This is a genomic window from Cyanobium sp. CH-040 (assembly GCF_024346135.1).
Lineage (GTDB): Bacteria > Cyanobacteriota > Cyanobacteriia > PCC-6307 > Cyanobiaceae > NIES-981.
Genome location: NZ_JAGQCJ010000014.1, coordinates 22,010 through 38,457, shown reverse-complemented (window position 1 = coordinate 38,457; position 16,448 = coordinate 22,010). Strand labels below are relative to the sequence as shown.

The 16,448-nt window shown below is 61.7% G+C and carries 15 protein-coding genes; 10 read left to right on the top strand and 5 right to left on the bottom strand.

Annotated features, from left to right (window positions below; translation table 11 throughout):
* Nucleotides 1-249: 249 nt before the first annotated feature.
* The 3 genes from KBY90_RS12125 (at nt 250) to KBY90_RS12115 (ending at nt 4,048) form a co-directional block, all read left to right on the top strand.
* Entirely contained in the window at nt 250-618 is a 369-nt protein-coding gene (locus KBY90_RS12125; protein ID WP_254968912.1) for an AbrB family transcriptional regulator, read from the top strand.
* Between the two features lie 328 nt (nt 619-946).
* Entirely contained in the window at nt 947-1,840 is an 894-nt protein-coding gene (locus KBY90_RS12120) for an MBL fold metallo-hydrolase (RefSeq protein ID WP_396122583.1), read from the top strand.
* Nucleotides 1,841-2,197: 357 nt separating this feature from the next.
* Entirely contained in the window at nt 2,198-4,048 is a 1,851-nt protein-coding gene (locus tag KBY90_RS12115; protein WP_254968910.1) for an alpha-amylase family glycosyl hydrolase, read from the top strand.
* A gap of 36 nt (nt 4,049-4,084) precedes the next feature.
* Here KBY90_RS12115 and KBY90_RS12110 read toward each other — a convergent pair whose 3' ends face one another.
* Entirely contained in the window at nt 4,085-5,740 is a 1,656-nt protein-coding gene (locus tag KBY90_RS12110; protein ID WP_254968909.1) for an adenylate/guanylate cyclase domain-containing protein, read from the bottom strand.
* Nucleotides 5,741-6,348: 608 nt separating this feature from the next.
* Here KBY90_RS12110 and KBY90_RS12105 point away from each other — a divergent pair.
* Together KBY90_RS12105 and KBY90_RS12100 are read left to right on the top strand one after the other, a co-directional pair.
* Nucleotides 6,349-7,185 (top strand): MBL fold metallo-hydrolase, encoded by an 837-nt coding sequence (locus tag KBY90_RS12105; protein ID WP_254968908.1) that lies wholly within the window; start codon nt 6,349-6,351, stop codon nt 7,183-7,185.
* Between the two features lie 111 nt (nt 7,186-7,296).
* Entirely contained in the window at nt 7,297-8,094 is a 798-nt protein-coding gene (locus KBY90_RS12100) for a type 1 glutamine amidotransferase (RefSeq protein WP_254968907.1), read from the top strand.
* Here KBY90_RS12100 and KBY90_RS12095 read toward each other — a convergent pair.
* Together KBY90_RS12095 and KBY90_RS12090 are read right to left on the bottom strand one after the other, a co-directional pair.
* Nucleotides 8,070-9,044 carry a transglutaminase family protein gene (locus KBY90_RS12095; protein WP_254968906.1) on the bottom strand — a complete coding sequence of 325 codons (975 nt, stop codon included), beginning with the start codon at nt 9,042-9,044 and terminating at the stop codon, nt 8,070-8,072. The two genes, KBY90_RS12100 and KBY90_RS12095, sit on opposite strands and share 25 nt — an antisense overlap.
* 120 nt (nt 9,045-9,164) lie before the next feature.
* Nucleotides 9,165-9,299: a hypothetical protein gene (locus tag KBY90_RS12090; protein ID WP_254968905.1), complete on the bottom strand. Its 135-nt coding sequence runs from the start codon at nt 9,297-9,299 to the stop codon at nt 9,165-9,167.
* Between the two features lie 488 nt (nt 9,300-9,787).
* Here KBY90_RS12090 and KBY90_RS12085 point away from each other — a divergent pair, with 488 nt between their 5' ends.
* The 3 genes from KBY90_RS12085 to KBY90_RS12075 all read left to right on the top strand — a co-directional run bounded on the left by KBY90_RS12085 (nt 9,788) and on the right by KBY90_RS12075 (nt 12,903).
* Nucleotides 9,788-10,144 (top strand): hypothetical protein, encoded by a 357-nt coding sequence (locus KBY90_RS12085; protein WP_254968904.1) that lies wholly within the window; start codon nt 9,788-9,790, stop codon nt 10,142-10,144.
* A 337-nt stretch (nt 10,145-10,481) separates the two neighbouring features.
* On the top strand, nt 10,482-10,715 hold the full coding sequence (locus KBY90_RS12080; protein ID WP_254968903.1) for a DUF2811 domain-containing protein: 234 nt from the start codon (nt 10,482-10,484) through the stop codon (nt 10,713-10,715).
* 52 nt (nt 10,716-10,767) lie between these two features.
* Nucleotides 10,768-12,903 carry a cation-translocating P-type ATPase gene (locus KBY90_RS12075; protein ID WP_254968901.1) on the top strand — a complete coding sequence of 712 codons (2,136 nt, stop codon included), beginning with the start codon at nt 10,768-10,770 and terminating at the stop codon, nt 12,901-12,903.
* Between the two features lie 2 nt (nt 12,904-12,905).
* Here KBY90_RS12075 and KBY90_RS12070 read toward each other — a convergent pair whose 3' ends face one another.
* Complete coding sequence (locus KBY90_RS12070) at nt 12,906-13,745, bottom strand: alpha/beta fold hydrolase (protein WP_254968899.1); 840 nt, start codon at nt 13,743-13,745, stop codon at nt 12,906-12,908.
* A gap of 157 nt (nt 13,746-13,902) precedes the next feature.
* Nucleotides 13,903-14,394: an HIT family protein gene (locus KBY90_RS12065; RefSeq protein WP_254968897.1), complete on the bottom strand. Its 492-nt coding sequence runs from the start codon at nt 14,392-14,394 to the stop codon at nt 13,903-13,905.
* Between the two features lie 169 nt (nt 14,395-14,563).
* On the opposite strand from KBY90_RS12065, the gene KBY90_RS12060 reads away from it, so the two are divergent.
* Entirely contained in the window at nt 14,564-14,758 is a 195-nt protein-coding gene (locus KBY90_RS12060; RefSeq protein WP_254968896.1) for a hypothetical protein, read from the top strand.
* A 759-nt stretch (nt 14,759-15,517) separates the two neighbouring features.
* Nucleotides 15,518-16,168, top strand: coding sequence for an isoprenylcysteine carboxylmethyltransferase family protein (locus KBY90_RS12055; protein ID WP_254968895.1), 651 nt, complete (start codon nt 15,518-15,520; stop codon nt 16,166-16,168).
* Nucleotides 16,169-16,448: the final 280 nt, after the last annotated feature.

The window sequence follows — 16,448 nt, the reverse complement described above, 5'->3', positions numbered from 1 at the left end:
GCATGCTCACCGCGCGCATGGGACGGCGCCGCTGGCGCCCGGGTGGGGCGTTGGGCGGCGGTTCCGCTCAGCGAAGGGCCGCCGGATGCGTCCGGTTCGCGGTATGCCCTGCGCCATCACAGGTCACTCCCCCACGGGGCAGATGCGGCGGATCAAGGCATCAACCGAATCCGGATCCACCTCTGGCGATCCGGCCGGGATGGCATCGTCCGGTGATTGGCTATGCTCGGGATGTTGATGGGGTCAACCATGCTGACTGGACAGGAACTTCTCGCCCGGGTGAAGGAGCTTGGCGACGCGTCAAAATCCGAGCTCGTGCGCGAATGCGGCTATGTGAGCACCAAGAAGGACGGCACCGAGCGCCTCAACTTCACCGCCTTCTACGAGGCGCTGCTGGAAGCCAAGGGCGTGAGTCTCGGCGATGGCGCCGGCCAGGGCCGGGGCAAGGGCGGCCGCAAGCTCAGCTACGTCACCAAGGTGCAGTTCAACGGCAACCTGCTGGTGGGCAAGGCCTACACCGCCCAGCTGGGGCTCCAGCCCGGCGACGAATTCGAGATCAAGCTGGGCCGCAAGCAGATCAAGCTGGTTCCCATCGGCGGCGCCGACGAGGAGGAGTGAGTCCGAGGGGCGGGATCGTTCCGGTCCTGCCCCTGCCGCCGGTTGCCCTCTGTGAAGGCTGCAGCTGCCTGTCAAGAGTCCCCGACTCCACCTCCCCGGCGTCTCCCCGGGTCTGTCAACCCTGAACCAGGCTCGTCACGGTCAGGTCTCTGGATCGCGACAAGCTGATTGCAATATGCCACCACCTTGCTGGATCCATGCGGACTGGTTCGGCGGCGCATCAAACTGCTCAACGCCACACACCTCGACGGAACCTAGCGCAAGTCTTCTCTTCCTCTGCAGGAGTTGGATTTTGTAGCTGATATCCCTAGATTTGTCCTGTCTTGCCATGTTGGCCATGTGGGTCAGGTTCTGGGGAACCAGGGGGTCGATTCCAACGCCTGGGCCGCACACGCTCCGCTATGGCGGCAACACAACATGTGTTGAGGTGCGCACCGAAGCGGGAGAACTGTTCATCCTTGACATCGGTAGCGGTGCCTGTGGCCTGGGTGCAAGCCTGATGGCCTCATCGCCGCCGTCGCAGCAAGGCCATATTCTTGTCAGCCACCTGCACTGGGATCACATCCAGGGCTTGCCATTCTTTGCTCCTCTTTATGCACCTGACGGTCTCTGGAACATCTATGCTCCCAAACCTTTGGAGGGAACAGCCAGGGAGGCCTTTGCCATTCAGATGTCGCCCCCATTCTTCCCGATCACGCTGGATCAGCTGACGGCCAGACTTCACTTTCATGATCTTCAGGAGGGGACGTTCCAGATTGGTGGGGCGACCGTCACCACACGATCTCTGAACCACCCTGGTCCAACACTCGGTTATCGCATTGAGGCTGATGGCGTGGCTCTGGTTTATGCGTGTGATCATGAACCCTGTGGCAATGAGGTTTCAACTTCCTGTCAGATCCTTGACCCACGGGATTACGCCCATGCAAAATTCCTGGCAGATGCCGATCTCGTAATTCATGACGCTCAGTATAATGCTGGCGAATTTAGTCTCAAGCGTGGATGGGGTCACAGTGTTGGCGAGTATGTTGTGGAACTGTGCCGGTTGGGGAGAGTGAAACATGTGGTTCTCACACACCATGACCCCATGCGAACAGATCTGATCATCGATGAGTCCCTGGAGCAGCTCCGCCGAGGATTCGCCGATCGGATCGGTCTGCCCAGGGTGAGTGCGGCTGCAGAGGGGGCCGTGATCAATCTGGGAGTCGCCCATGGCAGTGGTTGAGACGACCCGTGCGCTGGCGAAGTCCAACAGATCCAAGCATAATATTTTCGAGCTCCAATCCGTTGATTGCGAGGACGTGTCCTTAAGCAATCTCCGAGTGCTGTGAGGCTTGCTGGCCTCCGGTGGCGTTGGATGGTTGGGCGACCTCATCGTGTCCTACCCCTTGATCAGCCCTTGACGATGTCATCCATATCTGCAGAGGCTGGATGGTCTGCTCTGTCGACTTGACATGAGGTCGATAGGTGTCTGGCTCGAACGGCTGTCCGCCCCTGCTGGATTGCGTTCAATCATTGCAGATTGCGATTGTTTGATGCAATGCCCATAGCTTGGGAATGACCCCTGCGCACGGTCTCACAGATGGCTGAGCATCGCGCCACTCAGGCAGCATCAGAACTTGGATACCTCTCGACTAGTGAACTTGACTTCCGGGAAGAGGTAATTTACTTTGTCATTGTAGATCGTTTTTATGATGCTACAAGTGATGAGGAGGAGCTGGCAGGTCTATGGGACCGAGGAGAGAAAGAAGGGCTGTATGACAAAATGTGGCTGCATTGGGGTAAGTACTGGGGCGGCAATCTTGATGGCATCATTCAGAAAGTACCCTATCTTAAAGAACTTGGCGTAACCGCCGTGTGGCTCTCGCCTCTGTTTGAACAGGTAGACGATATGCAATTTGACCGTGCTCCCATGCATGGTTATTGGACCAAAGACTTTCGTAGAATCAACCCGCGCTTTATACGTCACGATGATTGCAATACGCTAGATCGTTCATCGACTTTGGCCGACCTGGTAGCGGCACTTCACGGGGCCGGTCTCAAGTTGATTCTGGATGTCGTTTGCAACCACAGTTCGCCTGATATCAACGGCAGCAAAGGGAAGGTATTTGACGATGGGAAGCTTATTGCTGACTTCTATCATGATGACAAGAACTTCTACTACCACTATCCTGAAATAACCGACTGGGACGACGAGTTCCAGTTGATCCATGGTGAGATGGCTGGACTGGCAACATTCAATGAGAAGAACATCGACTTTCGTAACTTCATAAAGTCTGCAATCAAGAGCTGGATTGATGTGGGTGTTGATGCTCTCCGAGTTGATACTCTTAAGCACATGCCGATCTGGTTTTGGCAGGAGTTCACCTCAGACATGAAGGCTCATCGAGCAAATCTCTTCATGTTTGGTGAATATGGATTTGGTAAGCCATGGGATCCTCGGACTGTTGCGTATGCCAACGATACTGGCATGTCAATCCTTGACTTTGGGCTTTGTGATGCCATCAGATTTGCATTCTCCGGTCAGCAATCTGGTGGCTTTAGGCTCGTTGAATATTTGCTTAGCTTTGACTATGTATACAAGCGAGCAAACGAGCTGGTTACCTTTATAGACAACCACGATATGCCACGCTTCCTTTCAATATGTCCTGACGAGAGGATGTTGGAAATGGCAACCGTTCTGCTGTTTTCCCTTCGCGGGGTACCCTGTCTCTTCTATGGTACTGAGCAATATCTTGTCAACAACACTGATGGCGGGCAAGATCCCTATAACCGCCCAATGATGGCGTCGTTTGACACGGATTCTAGGCTATTCAAGCTGGTCGCGGCGATGTCGCGACTTCGGCGAACAGTCCAAGCACTCAGTCTTGGTGGCTGTCAGGAGCGTTTTCTCTCGGAAGATATCTATATCTTTGAACGACGCTATCGCGATTCATGGGCGCTGTGTCTTTTTAACAAGGGAGAGCAAGCCACGATCACTGTCAAGCACCTCACGATCCCAGATGGACAGCATCAATGCGTGATCAGTGGTGAGTCCTTTCCTATACGTGATGGCAGTCTTGTGGATCTGCAGCTGAAACCCGCTTCCATGCATGTGCTTGTCAATGCCGGATCAAGAGTATGTGGTCAGACTGTTGCGGTGTTTCAGCTCAATGGTGTTGAAACCAGACCGGGACAATCGCTCTGTATTACCGGTGATTGCCCTGAACTGGGCGAATGGGATCTAAGCAAAGCGTATGGACTGGAATACGTCAATCGGAACACTTGGATTGCTGAAGTTCCCTTTACGCAGACAGCGGGTGAAGTTATCCATTGTAAGTTTGTAATTCTCAATGCTGATGAGAGCTTTGAACATGAGAATTTAGTCCGCCGTACTCTGCTTCTCCCTTCCGACGGCAGGGTCAAGTTTGACTGTGTATGGGGTTACTGCTGAATGAAAGACGAATGGTTGCCGTGATCTTTGAGGTTGTCAATCTCGTTCGGATGCTTTCCCGGAGTCTCTGATATTGACAGAACTATGTGGAGGAGTCCGACAATTCCTTAGCTGCCGTATATAGGGAATTTGTTGGTATCTGTTTGGTAATGAATCCAGTAGCTCGATGTCTTTTGTTGCATCCAGGCCTCGCGGTCGGCTCCAGATCTTCTCAACGACATCTGCAAAGTGCCGCTCCTCCGGCGAAGACTGAGTGTAATGGCCACGGATTTCAAACACCTCCACTGACTGGTGAAAGCCGCGAAGGCGACAGACATCTACCTTTACAATTGTATAGTTGTTTTTATGCGGTCCTAGCGAATCAATGAAAGACCGAGTGGCAAGGACCCTGGTTCCATAGACACGATTCTGGTGTTCCAGGCGACTGCAGAGATTAACCCTTGCACCAACGATCGTATAGTTTACGCGATCGTTTGAGCCAATGTTGCCGACCACGACTTCTCCAAAGTCAAGCCCAAAGCAAGTTTCAAAGGTTACTTTGAATCCTTTAAGATGCCACGTCTTATTGAGCATCTGGATCTCCCTGTCACAACGCAACGCAGCTTCGAGGCACTGAAGCGCTGGATTGGGAACTGGTTCGGGTGCTCCCCAGAACACCATGGCTGCATCACCAATATACTTATCCAGGGTTCCATTGGTCTCCTTGGATGTGCGATCAAAAATCTCAAAGTATTCATTGAGCAAGGACAATGTTTCTTTTGGCGTTAAATTCTCAGAAAGACTTGTGAAGCCAACGATATCGCTGAACATGATTGCCAACTCACGCGTCTCACCATCCAGGCACATACTCCCATCACCGATGACAAGTCTTCTCACCAGATCAACAGGTACATAGCGGCTGAATGCTCCCAGCGCACCTTGCATCTTCTGTAGTGACCTGTTGATCGCATGGATTTCCTGAATCCACTGAGCTTCAATTGGGCTATTCATCTCTGGGCCTTCCAGATCCAGGCTTGAAAGAGCTTGATGACGGTGCTCAATCTGTTGTAGGGGTCGTGCCAGACGTCGACCGAAGAGCACAACACCAGGAAGGATCAGCACCAGTCCGACTCCGAAACCGCGCATTAAATGCATCAGGATATGAAGCCTCTCTTCGTTGATACTCTCGGCATCAATGTCAATACCTAAGACTGCCTCAAAACTGCCATCCCGCTTTTCCAATGGCAAATAGCCTGAAAGCCAGGTTCCCCACTGATCTTTAACAAAATGGCGATCGATTACAAACTGCTTTGCCTCCCACACCCTGTGCAGTGCATCGGTGCTGTCGGATGTTGGCATGATCTGCCCTGGCGCAAGAAACCCCTCTTCAGTGGGAGCAGTGCCATCGACCACGACTGCATAGCTTGAGTATCTGTCCATGGGTTTTCCTTTCACCTTTCTCACGATATAGACATATTTGATTCCTTTCAGCCTCGGGCGATTCGAGCTCTCTGTGATTGCCACCAACCGCTTATTGATTAATCTGAAATAGGACTCGTCCATCTGATCGGGATTCTGAATTCTGGCCAGCTCATCTGGATCGAGTTCTGCTGCAACCAATTCAGCAATGTCTCTCAGACGCTCCTCCTGTCGCTCTTTGGTCAGAATCCTGGATCCTCTGAGAACAGCCGCACCTGTGATCAAGGTTGACACGATCACAAGTCCAGTCAGCAGGGAGGCCAGTGTCGGCGAAATGTGCAGCCGTCTCCAGGGTCCCATGGGCAGTGCCCCAGCACAGTTGGAATATCCTTGTTGGCTCGCTTCAGCAGGCGAAGCGTACCGTCGCGACGTGCTCGATCCGGTTTCGCCGAGCTCTGACTTTGCAGGCTTCACGATTCTCTCCTCTTATCGGATTAAACTGCATGACACCACTCTATTGCTGGTTCGTGATCATCATGGTGGCATCGGGGTAATGTTGTGGCATCGCTACCGATCACTGCCCTTCCCAAGCCTTATTCTCCCCTGATCGGATCTTCTGGGTTCTCCTCGGCCGTCCAGCCTGTTGATCCCTGCAATCGCGACCTGTGCAATCGCGACCTGAGAGAACCTTCCCCCACTTGAGGAGAGCACCTGCGTTCATGCGAGCCCCGGCGTGTAGCCTTGGCGACCATCGGCACAGCTGACTCATTCATCAATGGAGCCCCTGTCATCCAGGATTCGGTGCACCAACCCGGCGCCTGTCGATTGGTGGCCATTGTGACTTGTGCCTTTCATGGCAATCGCTAACATTGAGGAGTCGCCAAGCCGTGCCGGCCAGACGAATGCAGATTAAATTTTACGGTGTTCGCGGCTCAATATCCGTCTCAGGTGACAAGTACATTGAATTTGGTGGGAATACTACCTGCATTCAGATCATGGCACCAGAGACACGGCGAATCGGTGTCATCGATGCTGGAACTGGCATCAGGCAGCTGGGCTCCGACTTTCTCGCCATGGACACCGATCAAAAAGATATCTTTTTGGCGTTTACGCATTTTCACTGGGATCATATCCAGGGCCTGCCTTTTTTCGCGCCTGCCTACAACCCTGAAATGACTATTAATATTCTGGCCAAGGGTGGCAGTGAAAAGGTTAGTCGACTCAGGGATATCTTTGCTGTGCAAATGCAGGAAATCTATTTCCCCGTCGCTCTCGGAGACATGGGTGCCCACTTTAATTTTCTGCTGATGGAGAATAGTACTCAAACGCTTGTCCCCCCAGACGATGTTCCTGTCGTCTTGACGGCAGTCAGGCATAGTCACCCAGGCGGCGCATACAGCTACCGTTACGAGCGAGCTGGCAAGTCCTTTGTGTTTTGTACAGATATCGAGCACGGAGAAACCATCGACCAAAACATTGTGGAGCTTGCTCAGGGCGCAGATCTTCTTATTCATGACGGCCAATATTCATCGGCCGAACTTCCCTCTAAAAGGGGCTGGGGTCATAGTAGTTATGAACAGGCTCTTGAGGTGGCCATGAGGGCCAATGTCAAGCAGCTTGTGGTTACACACCACGACCCGGATCACGACGATGATTTTCTCCGCGCCGCCGAGAGGTCCTGTCGCGATGTGTTCCCTGAGACAACCTTTGCTCGGGAGGGCATGGTCGTTTCCACCTGAGCCGCAGGATCTTCGGAGCTTCTCCAGGCTCACCGGGATCGATATCCAATCCAGCGCTGGTGAAAGCGATGAGAATGAAGACTCCTGTCCCGATCGTGGCCGCGAACCGTCATGCCGGCACGTGTCGTTCCCGAGATCCTCGTTCTGCAGCACCAGGAGCTGGTGGGTGCAGGCTCGCTGCCGGAGCTGGTGGCGGCGCGGGGCTGGACCCTGCGGCTGTGCCGCCTGCATCGCGGTGATCCCCTGCCACCGCCTCAGGTGCCGGGTCAGATCCTGGTCGTGCTCGGCGGCACAATGGGCGTGGCCGACCGGGAGGATCCCGGTTGTCCCTGGATGGGCGCCGAGCTGGGGTTGATCGCCGCCCGGTTGCGGCAGCGGGCTCCCGTGCTGGGGCTGTGCCTGGGGGCGCAGATGCTCGCCCATGCTGCCGGCGGCCGGGTGGAACCCCTGCTGCAGGGGGACCCGCCCAGGGCCCTGCCCCAGGTGGGCTGCGGCGCGGTGCAGTGGCTCGCCGCCGCGGATCGGGAGCCCGTGCTGGCTGGGTTGCAGGTCTGCGAGCCGGTGTTCTTCTGGCACGGCGACCGCGTGCGCCTGCCCGCGGAGGCGGTGGTGTTGGGATCGTCGCTGGCCTGCCGGGAGCAGGCGTTTCGCATCGGCCCCAGCGCCTGGGGGCTGCAGTTCCACGCCGAGATCACCCCGGCCCTGGCCCGCTCCTGGGTGGCGGCGGTGCCGGCGTTCGTGCGGCGGGCCCACGGCCCGGATGGGGTGGAGCGGGTGATGGCGGATCTGGACCGCTGGGGCGAGGTGATCGAAGCGCGCAACCGCCTGCTGCTGGGCAACCTCCTGGACCAGCTCGCCGCAGCCGCTTCTCCGGGCGCGTCAGGTCAGTTTTCGCTCGGATCCTCCTGAGTGCCGGTGCCTGCCGCGGCCTCGCCGCTGAGCCACTGCTCCGGAGCCGGCATCTGCAGGGGATGGTCGCGATCGAGCGTCTTCAGCGCTTCGAGGCTCTCGGCGGCGCGCACCTCCACCGCGTAGCGCATCGAGGAGTTCACCCCCGTGCCGCGGTAGCGGCCGCTCACGGGTGCCGCCAGGTGATGGTCGGGGGCTGCCGCCAGCGCCACGTGTCCGTCGGCCACCGCCAGTCCGAGGCTGGGGTCGTAGCCGCGCCAGCCGCCCCCGGGCAGATACACCTCGGCCCAGGCGTGCAGTTCGTGCTCGCTCACCTCCTCCGGGTGGTGCATCGAGTAGCCGCTCACGAAGCGGGCGGCCAGGCCCAGGCTGCGGCAGGCCTGCACGTAGAGCATGGCGGTGTCGCGGCAGGCACCGGAGCGGCTGCGCAGCGTTTCCACGGCCTGCATCGGTTCGCCGTCGGGTCTGCCGATGTGATGGAAATCGTGGTGGATCGTGTCGGCCAGGTGCATCAGGAAGGCGCTGGCGGAGCCGTCCACCGCTGCCGCCAGTTCCGCCGCCCACTCCCGCACCGGATGGGCGATGGGCGTCACACCCTCCAGGCAGGGCGCCAGGGAGAGGGCTTCATCCGGCGGGTAGGAGGCCGGCAGGCCCAGGGCCGCCGGATGGGTGATGATCCAGTCGAAGGGGTTCTCCCTGAGGGTGCGCACCACCATGTCCACCTCGAGGGTGAGCTGCTCCTGCACCTCCGCGAACCAGAGCACCACCGCTTCGGTGCCGTCGGCCTCGAGCACGCGAGTTCTGCCGCTCGGCTCCGGCGTCACCCGCAGCTCATGGTGCAGCAGCCGCTGGGCTGGATCACTACGGGGGGTGAGCCGCAGCGTGGTGGGCTCGAGGAACACCGCCCGCCCGTAGGCGTACCGGAGGGCGTGGCGAATGTGAAAGAACATGCGTGCGGGTGCCTGCCGGCCAATCCTCCCCAAAGGTGCGTCGCCTTCCGCAGGAGATCACGGCGGGCTCACAGTTCTTGGTGCACAGTTCTTGGCGCACCGTGTTGCCCGTGCTCGGCTTCAGGGCTGGCGGCCCTGGGGCTCGGCGCCGAACAGGGGCCCCAGATCCTCCAGGGCCGAATGCCGGCGCAGCTGCTGCTCCATCGCCTGCAGGGTGGCGGTCAGGTTCCGCGGCTGCCGCTGCCGTGTCTCCATCCTGCCTGCGGGCGCATCGTGGCCGTACCCATGCGTTGATCCTGGGCGCACTACCGGTAGCTGTTTCAACGGCAACATGCGTGTGTGAATTAGGCATCAGAGCCTTGAAATAGAGCTTTTAACCTCATGCCACTCCGTCGCATTCGGCTTTTGGAACTCAGGACTCTGTCGCTGATCAGTGAAGCACTGCTGGCTGTTTGTCTGACCACTCTGGCTTACCAGGGCCGGATGGTTTGCCTGGAGCAGAGGGGCTATGTGCGCAGTCCCCGCCGCCAGGACGTGAATCGCATGCGGGAGCGATTGCAGGAGCTGCTGGAGCTTTCCTGACTTCCAGCGCTGCCGGGCCGATCGGCCACGGTTTCGGGCAGGGCAAGGATTTGATCTCGGGCGAGAGAAGGGGTGCGCCTGCGCTCGAGCTGCGATCAGGCCGCAGAGCACTGGCAGGGATCACGCCATCCCGTGACAATGGCTGGTCACCTGCCTGCGCCATGGCCCGCCTGGAAGCTCTGCTCGCCCCTGCCGCCGATGGCGAGCGGCTGCGGGCCGCGATGGCTGCTCTGGCCGGGGATCTGGGCGGCACCTTCACCTGGCTGGACAGCCGCAACACCTCGATTGCCCTGACCACCGGCCCGCGGGCGCTGACGGTGCAGGTGCTGCTGGAGTTCCGTCCGGGAGGCGACCTAGGAGTGCTGGTGAGCAGCCGGGAGGGCATGGGCAACGGCGCGCCGCTCAGCACCGCCGTGCTGAAGCGTCTGCTGGCCGGCCTGCAGGCGGCGGCGCCTGCCGCCCTGGTGCGCTTCCGCTCCGACCGCGATGGCCCGATTCGTCAAGCCGCTGCGGCCTGAAACAGGCGGTGATCGCGATTGCTTGGCTGGGGCGACAGCACCGATCAGCAGCCCTGAAGGGTCACGTGCTTCCCCTGGAGACACCCGTTTTCCGCAGGTTTTCCCCAGGCCTTCAGGCAAGACTCACGGCGCCATGAGTTCCTGCGCCAGGGAGCGGGGAAAACGCCAAGCCCTTGACAGCGGGGCAGCTGCTGTCGCGCCCGCTACCGGAGACCACTGAGAGCGACTGCACCGCAAGGAATCCCGCCGTGATCCGGGTGGATCTCATGCCTGGTTCGGCCGTTGACGCCCAGGCGGTTGCTGTGGGCTGATGGAGGGGATCAGCGCGACTGCCTGAATGACGGCGATTCCGGATGCCATGGCACCCCACGTGAGTGTGGAAAACCAGTTCCCGGAGGATCTGTACGACGCCATGCGGCGGTTCATCGCTGCGCATCCCGATTGGGACCAGTACCGGCTGCTGCAGTCGGCGGTGGCTGGGTTCCTGTTTCAGCAGGGCTGCAAGGAGCCCGCCGTGGTGCAGCATTACCTCGACGCCCTGTTCCGCCGCCAGGGTGTGATCGCCGACTGAGTGGTGCCCCAGGCGTCCAGGGGTGAAGCTGAGAACCAGCGCTCCGGACGTCATGGCCCGTTCGCCCTCCTGTTGCGGCTCGGAACAGCCGGCTGCGGTGCTGTGGCAGATCCAGGCCATGGACTGCGCCAGTGAGGAGAGCGAGATCCGCCATGCCCTCCGGGATGTGGCCGGCATCGCGGAGCTGCGCTTTCAGCTGGCCAGCCGCACCCTGGCGATCAGGGCCGATGCCGCGGCGCTGGCGGAAGCGGAGGCGATCCTGCGCCGGCTGGGCTATCCACCGCGGCCGCTCACGACCTCTGGCCCTGCGGCTCCGAGCGTTCAGGCGCTGCCCTGGGTGCGGATGACCACGGCGCTGGTGCTGGCTGCCGGCGCGGAAGCAGCCCATCTGCTGCCGCCGGCCCTGGCGGTGCAGGGACTGGTGCTGGCGCTGTCGGCGGCGGCCATCGCCCTGGTGGGCCTGCCGGTGTATGGCAAGGGGCTGGCGGCCCTGCGTCAGGGCCGGCTCAACATCAATGCCCTGATGACGGTGGCGGTCACCGGCGCGTTCGCGGTCGGCCACTGGCCCGAGGCGGGCATGGTGATGGCGCTCTATGCCCTGGCGGAAGCGCTGGAGGCCCGGGCCGCGGACCGCGCCCGCCAGGCCATCCGCCGCCTGATGCAGCTGGCCCCCGAGCACACCACCGCCGAGCTGCAGCCCGGCACCTGGAGTCGCATCCCGGTGAGTGCCGTGGCCGTCGGCCAGCGGCTGCGGGTGGACCCCGGCGAGCGCATCCCCCTCGACGGGCTGGTGCGCAGCGGCCACAGCGCCGTCAACCAGGCGCCGGTGACGGGAGAGAGCCTGCCGGTGGAGAAGGAACGGGGTGATCCGGTGTTCGCCGGCAGCCTGAACACCTCCGGCTCCCTGGAGATCGAGGCCACGAGCACGGTGTCCACCAGCACCCTGGCGCGGATCATCCATGCGGTGGAGGAGGCCCAGGCCTCGCGGGCGCCGATCCAGCGCTTCGTGGATCGCTTCGCCGCGCGCTACACCCCCGCGGTGTTCGTGCTCGCCCTGGCGGTGGCGCTGCTGGCACCGCCGCTGCTGGGACTGACGCCGCTCGAGGCGGTGTACCGCGCCCTGGTGCTGCTGGTGATCGCCTGCCCCTGCGCCCTGGTGATCGCCACCCCGGTCACCCTGGTGAGCGGCCTCACCGCCGCGGCCCGGCGCGGCATCGTGATCAAGGGCGGTCTGTACCTGGAGCAGGCCCGGCGCCTGCGCACCCTGGCGTTCGACAAGACCGGCACGCTCACCACCGGGCGCCCCTGCCTGGAGGCCTTCGAGGCGATCGACGGCCGGGTGCCGATCGAGCAGCTGCGCCAGTGGGCCGCCTCGCTGGCCAGCCGCAGCGACCACCCGATCGCCCGCGCGATCGCCGCCGGCCTCGATGGCGAACGGCTGCCCGTGGAGGCGCTCAGCGCCGCGGGCGGGCGCGGCGTGGCCGGGATTGTGGCCGGGCGAGCGCTGCGCCTGGCCAGCCACCGCTGGATTGCAGAGCTGGGGCTGGCGCCTGCGCAGCTGGAGGAGCGGATGGCGCGCCACGAGCGGCAGGGCCGCAGCGTCAGCCTGCTGGCCGATGAGCGTGGTGTGCTGGCCCTGATCGCCGTGGCCGACCAGCCCCGCCCCAGTGCCGCGACGGCGGTGCGGCGCCTGCGGGAGCTGGGCCTGGAGCTGGTGATGCTGAGCGGCGACAACGCCCTCACTGCCCGGGTGATCGCCCGGCAAGTCGGCATCGAACAGGTGCACAGCGAGCTGCTGCCCGAGCAGAAGCTGGCGGCGGTTGCCGATCTGCAGCGCCGCGGCCCCACGGGCATGGTGGGTGATGGCATCAACGACGCCCCGGCCCTGGCCGGCGCGGCGATCGGCTTCGCCATGGGCGCCGCCGGCAGCGACACGGCCATGGAGACCGCCGATGTGGTGGTGATGGACGACGACCCGATGCGTCTGGTGGACACCATCGGCCTGTCGCGCCGCACGATGGGCGTGCTCTGGCAGAACATCGCCCTGGCGCTGGGGATCAAGGGGGTGTTCCTGGTGCTGACGCTGCTGGGCAGCGCCACCATGTGGCAGGCCGTGTTCGCGGACATGGGCACCAGCCTGCTGGTGATCGCCAACGGTCTGCGCCTGCTGCGGCAGCGCTGGCGCTGAATTCAGCTGGCGCTGGCCTGCCCGGGTCCGGCCGATTCCAGAAAGGTCTGCACGGTCTCGTTGAAACGGGCGGGTGCCTCCAGGTTGACGGCATGGCCGGCGCCTGGAATCACCACCAGGCGGGCCTGGGGGATGTGCCTGCAGGTGAACCCGATCTCCAGCAGATTGCCGGGATGCTCGCGTTCGCCGACGATCAGGCAGACCGGTGCCCCGAGCTCGCCAAGCCGTTGGGCGGCAGGTGGATCGGGGGGGATCTCCGGATCGGCGTTGCACCAGTGCCAGCCCGGATAGTCCAGCAACAGGGTTCTCAGACGGGCTGAGACTGCGGGATTCTCCAGCGAGGTCCGGAGGATCTCGATCGTGAGGAAAGCCTCGTTGCCGGCCCGTGGTCCGAACCGCCGTGCCTGTTCACGGGCGGCGCTGAACACCCGCTCGACGGGAGCCATCAGATCCGTGGGCCAGTCCACCCCCCGGGCGCCGCTGCCCACGGCGATCAGGGAGCGCGTCAACCAGGGGTGCTCCAGCGCGAAGTCGACCGCCACATAGGCGCCGTCCGAATGGCCGAGCACATGGGCCGGCCCGGCGCCGAGATGCTCCAGCAGTGCCTTCAGGTCGTCGACATGGGAGTAGGGCTCAGCGGTGGGATTGGCCGAGCGTCCGTAGCCGCGGCGGTCGTAGCGGATCACCCGATGGTGCTGGGAGAACGCCTCGAACTGCCCATCCCAGTAGCGGGCGTCCAGCGCGAATCCATGAATGAGCACGAGCGGATCTCCCACCCCCGCCACCTCGACGTACAGCCGCGTGCCGTTCACATCCACGCATCCGGCGTAGGGATCGGTCATGTTCCGTCTTCCAGTGGAACCCGCACGCTGAGGAGGGAACAAGGGCGGTGGTTCCTCGGCTCCATCGCCACGACTGGCCCTCTCCCTCCGACCTCCATGCCGCCGCCGCCGCCGGGCCTGAATCCGGAGGCCTTGGTGCACTGCGGGAGCAGGGTCGTCATGGGGGCGTGACCTGCTCCAGCTGGCTGCTCTCGACCCACGCACGGCTGCGGGCGACCAGTGCCTGGACACGCTGGGGATCGGCAGCTGGCCGCTGGCCGGCGGCCACCGCCCTGTAGAGGTCGGCCACGCTCCAGGCCGCCGTGCGTGGATCGGTGCTCCAGCGAGGGATCAGGTGCAGATGGAGATGCGGCGCTCCCTCGCCGAAGGCGATGGCATACACCCGATCGCAGCCGGTGAGTCGCTGCACCAGCTGGCTGGCATGCCGCACGGCCTGGCCCCAGCTGAGTGCCTCCCGGTCGCTGAAGGCCAGCGGGCCGGCCAGGTGGCGGCGAGCATCGAGCAGCAGCCAGCCGGCCAGGGGGGCCGGGTCGGGATGGTGCCGCAGCAGCCAGAGTTCGGTGCGCGCGATCTCGTAGGCGTCGGCACTGGCGGCATCGTCGTGAAGCCGACAGATGCCGCAGGCGGGACTGGGATGGGTGGGGGTCATGCAAGACGCGGAGTTCGTTCAGCGGCACCGACCTGGGCATCGTGATCCGGCTGAACCAGGAAGCGGTTCTCCTGGCGGGTGCCTTGGCCCCATCCGTCATGGCGCCAGCCTGGCAGGCCCTCTGGGTGGGACGCAGGGGGCCAGATTTTCAGCCCATCCGCCAGTAGCCATGGCTCACCTGGAGGCCCTGCTCGCTCCTGCCGCCGACGGCCTGAGCTGCGTTCCGCTGCCACCCCCTCGCCCACCCCGCCAGAAGGAAGACCTCCCCGCGCTGCTGATGGGTGAATCAGATGGCTTTTCCTCGTCCGACCATGACCCTACCCATGCGGATGAATTGCATGCTCAGAACTTGCGCTGGCTGTGAAGCGTTGACTGCTGGGCGGACAACACAGCTGGAACCATGATGCGCGGCTTTTCCCCTTATGCCCCTTGCGGCGACGTCCGTGGGTCTGCTCCTGGTCGCCAATCCGATAGGCAATCTGCCAATCTCTCTCTCCTTCACAACCGGAGACCGCAAGAGCGAGCTGGCCATCGCCCGAATCTGTGCTGTCACGGTGGCGGTCACTCTGCTGGTCTCTGACTGCCTGGGCATCCCCCTCATCTCTGGCCTCGATTGCCATGCAGATGTTGTATGCGGGGCTGGGCAGGGGTTTTCCCGGCCTGGCGGGTTCAGGCTGAGTGTCAATCGCTTCACCTGCACTGGCCAGAGTTGAACGTTGCGCGCGATGGTGCCATGGTGCCGTTGGTGGCTTGCTTCTTCAGCAGCCTGCCGGTGGGTGTGCCGTCAACGTGGCCCCGGATCCCAGGAGCCTGAAGGTCGCTCGCATGATTGACGCCACCATGACGGTGGCCTCAGTGCTGACGGTGGATGTGGAAGTTGCTGCTGGTCATGCCGGCGATGCCTGGCCTTACTGCCCAGGGCGCCTCCGCCCCTATGGATTGACCATCACCGCGAGCTCCTGCAGATCATGTCGCCATGGATTGTGCGGCAGTTGATTGTCGGGAGCGAATCATGAACGAGTCTTCCAGGCCTCTCTCCTCGCCTGGATGCTGGGCTTCGGCTTGGCACGATCGAGAGCAGGTTGCCAGGCCATTAGGCTGAGGGATTGAAGATGAAGCGTTGATGGTCGACAGTTCCCTTGCATCCAAGAAGCTTGCATCTCCGGGTAAGAGCCGCTGGGAACGGGCCAGGACCCGCCTGTCCAAAGCGATGGGACTCCTGCTGCTGTTGATTGCCGGGATGACCCAGAGCAACTGGGAGCTGCATTACGACGCGTTTGCAACACTTCTCTATGCGCTTGGCCTGGTGTTCGTGGCGATTGCCTGCACGGGCCGCATCTGGTGTTCCTTTTATCTTTCGGGCCGCAAGGATTCCATCCTTACCACTGAAGGGCCATACTCTCTCAGTCGCAATCCGCTGTATTTCTGCAGTGCCCTGGGAGTGATTGGCATTGGCCTCTGCACTGAGACCCTATTCTATCCACTGCTCTTCGGGCTGATTTTTGCGATCTATTACCCCGGAATCATCCGTCGTGAAGGGATCCGCTTGCGCGAGCTGTTTGGCGATGCCTATGTGGCTTATGTGCGGGAGACGCCCGCTTTTTTCCCCTCCTTCAGGCGTTTCTCCGAGCCCCGGCAGTGGCAGGCCAATCCCGTCCTCTTTCGCCGCCACATCATCAACGATACGGTCTTCGTCTTCCTGGCGGCGCTGCTTGAGCTGATCGAGGGCCTCCGGGAGGCAGGGTTCATCCCGCATCTCCTTCACGTCTGGTAAGTCTTTGGAGATTCGCCGCTTCATCCCCATGGTGCACGCAAGGCCGAGGTGGATGAGCAGGTCTTTCTCCTGCTCGGGATCTACAAGATCTGTGAGTTCGACTTCCGTGAGTTCGACGGGCCCCGCCAGCAGCGCTCGGTGGTGGTGCTGGTGCTGGCGGATCGCTGAGCCCAACGGTGGGGCGAGCAGGGCGGTTCCCCCTTGACCAGCGGCACCCCGCTGCAGTGGACACGGCCAATGGCTTGACCCGGTGGCCCTGACCATGCCCCCCCCTGAGGTC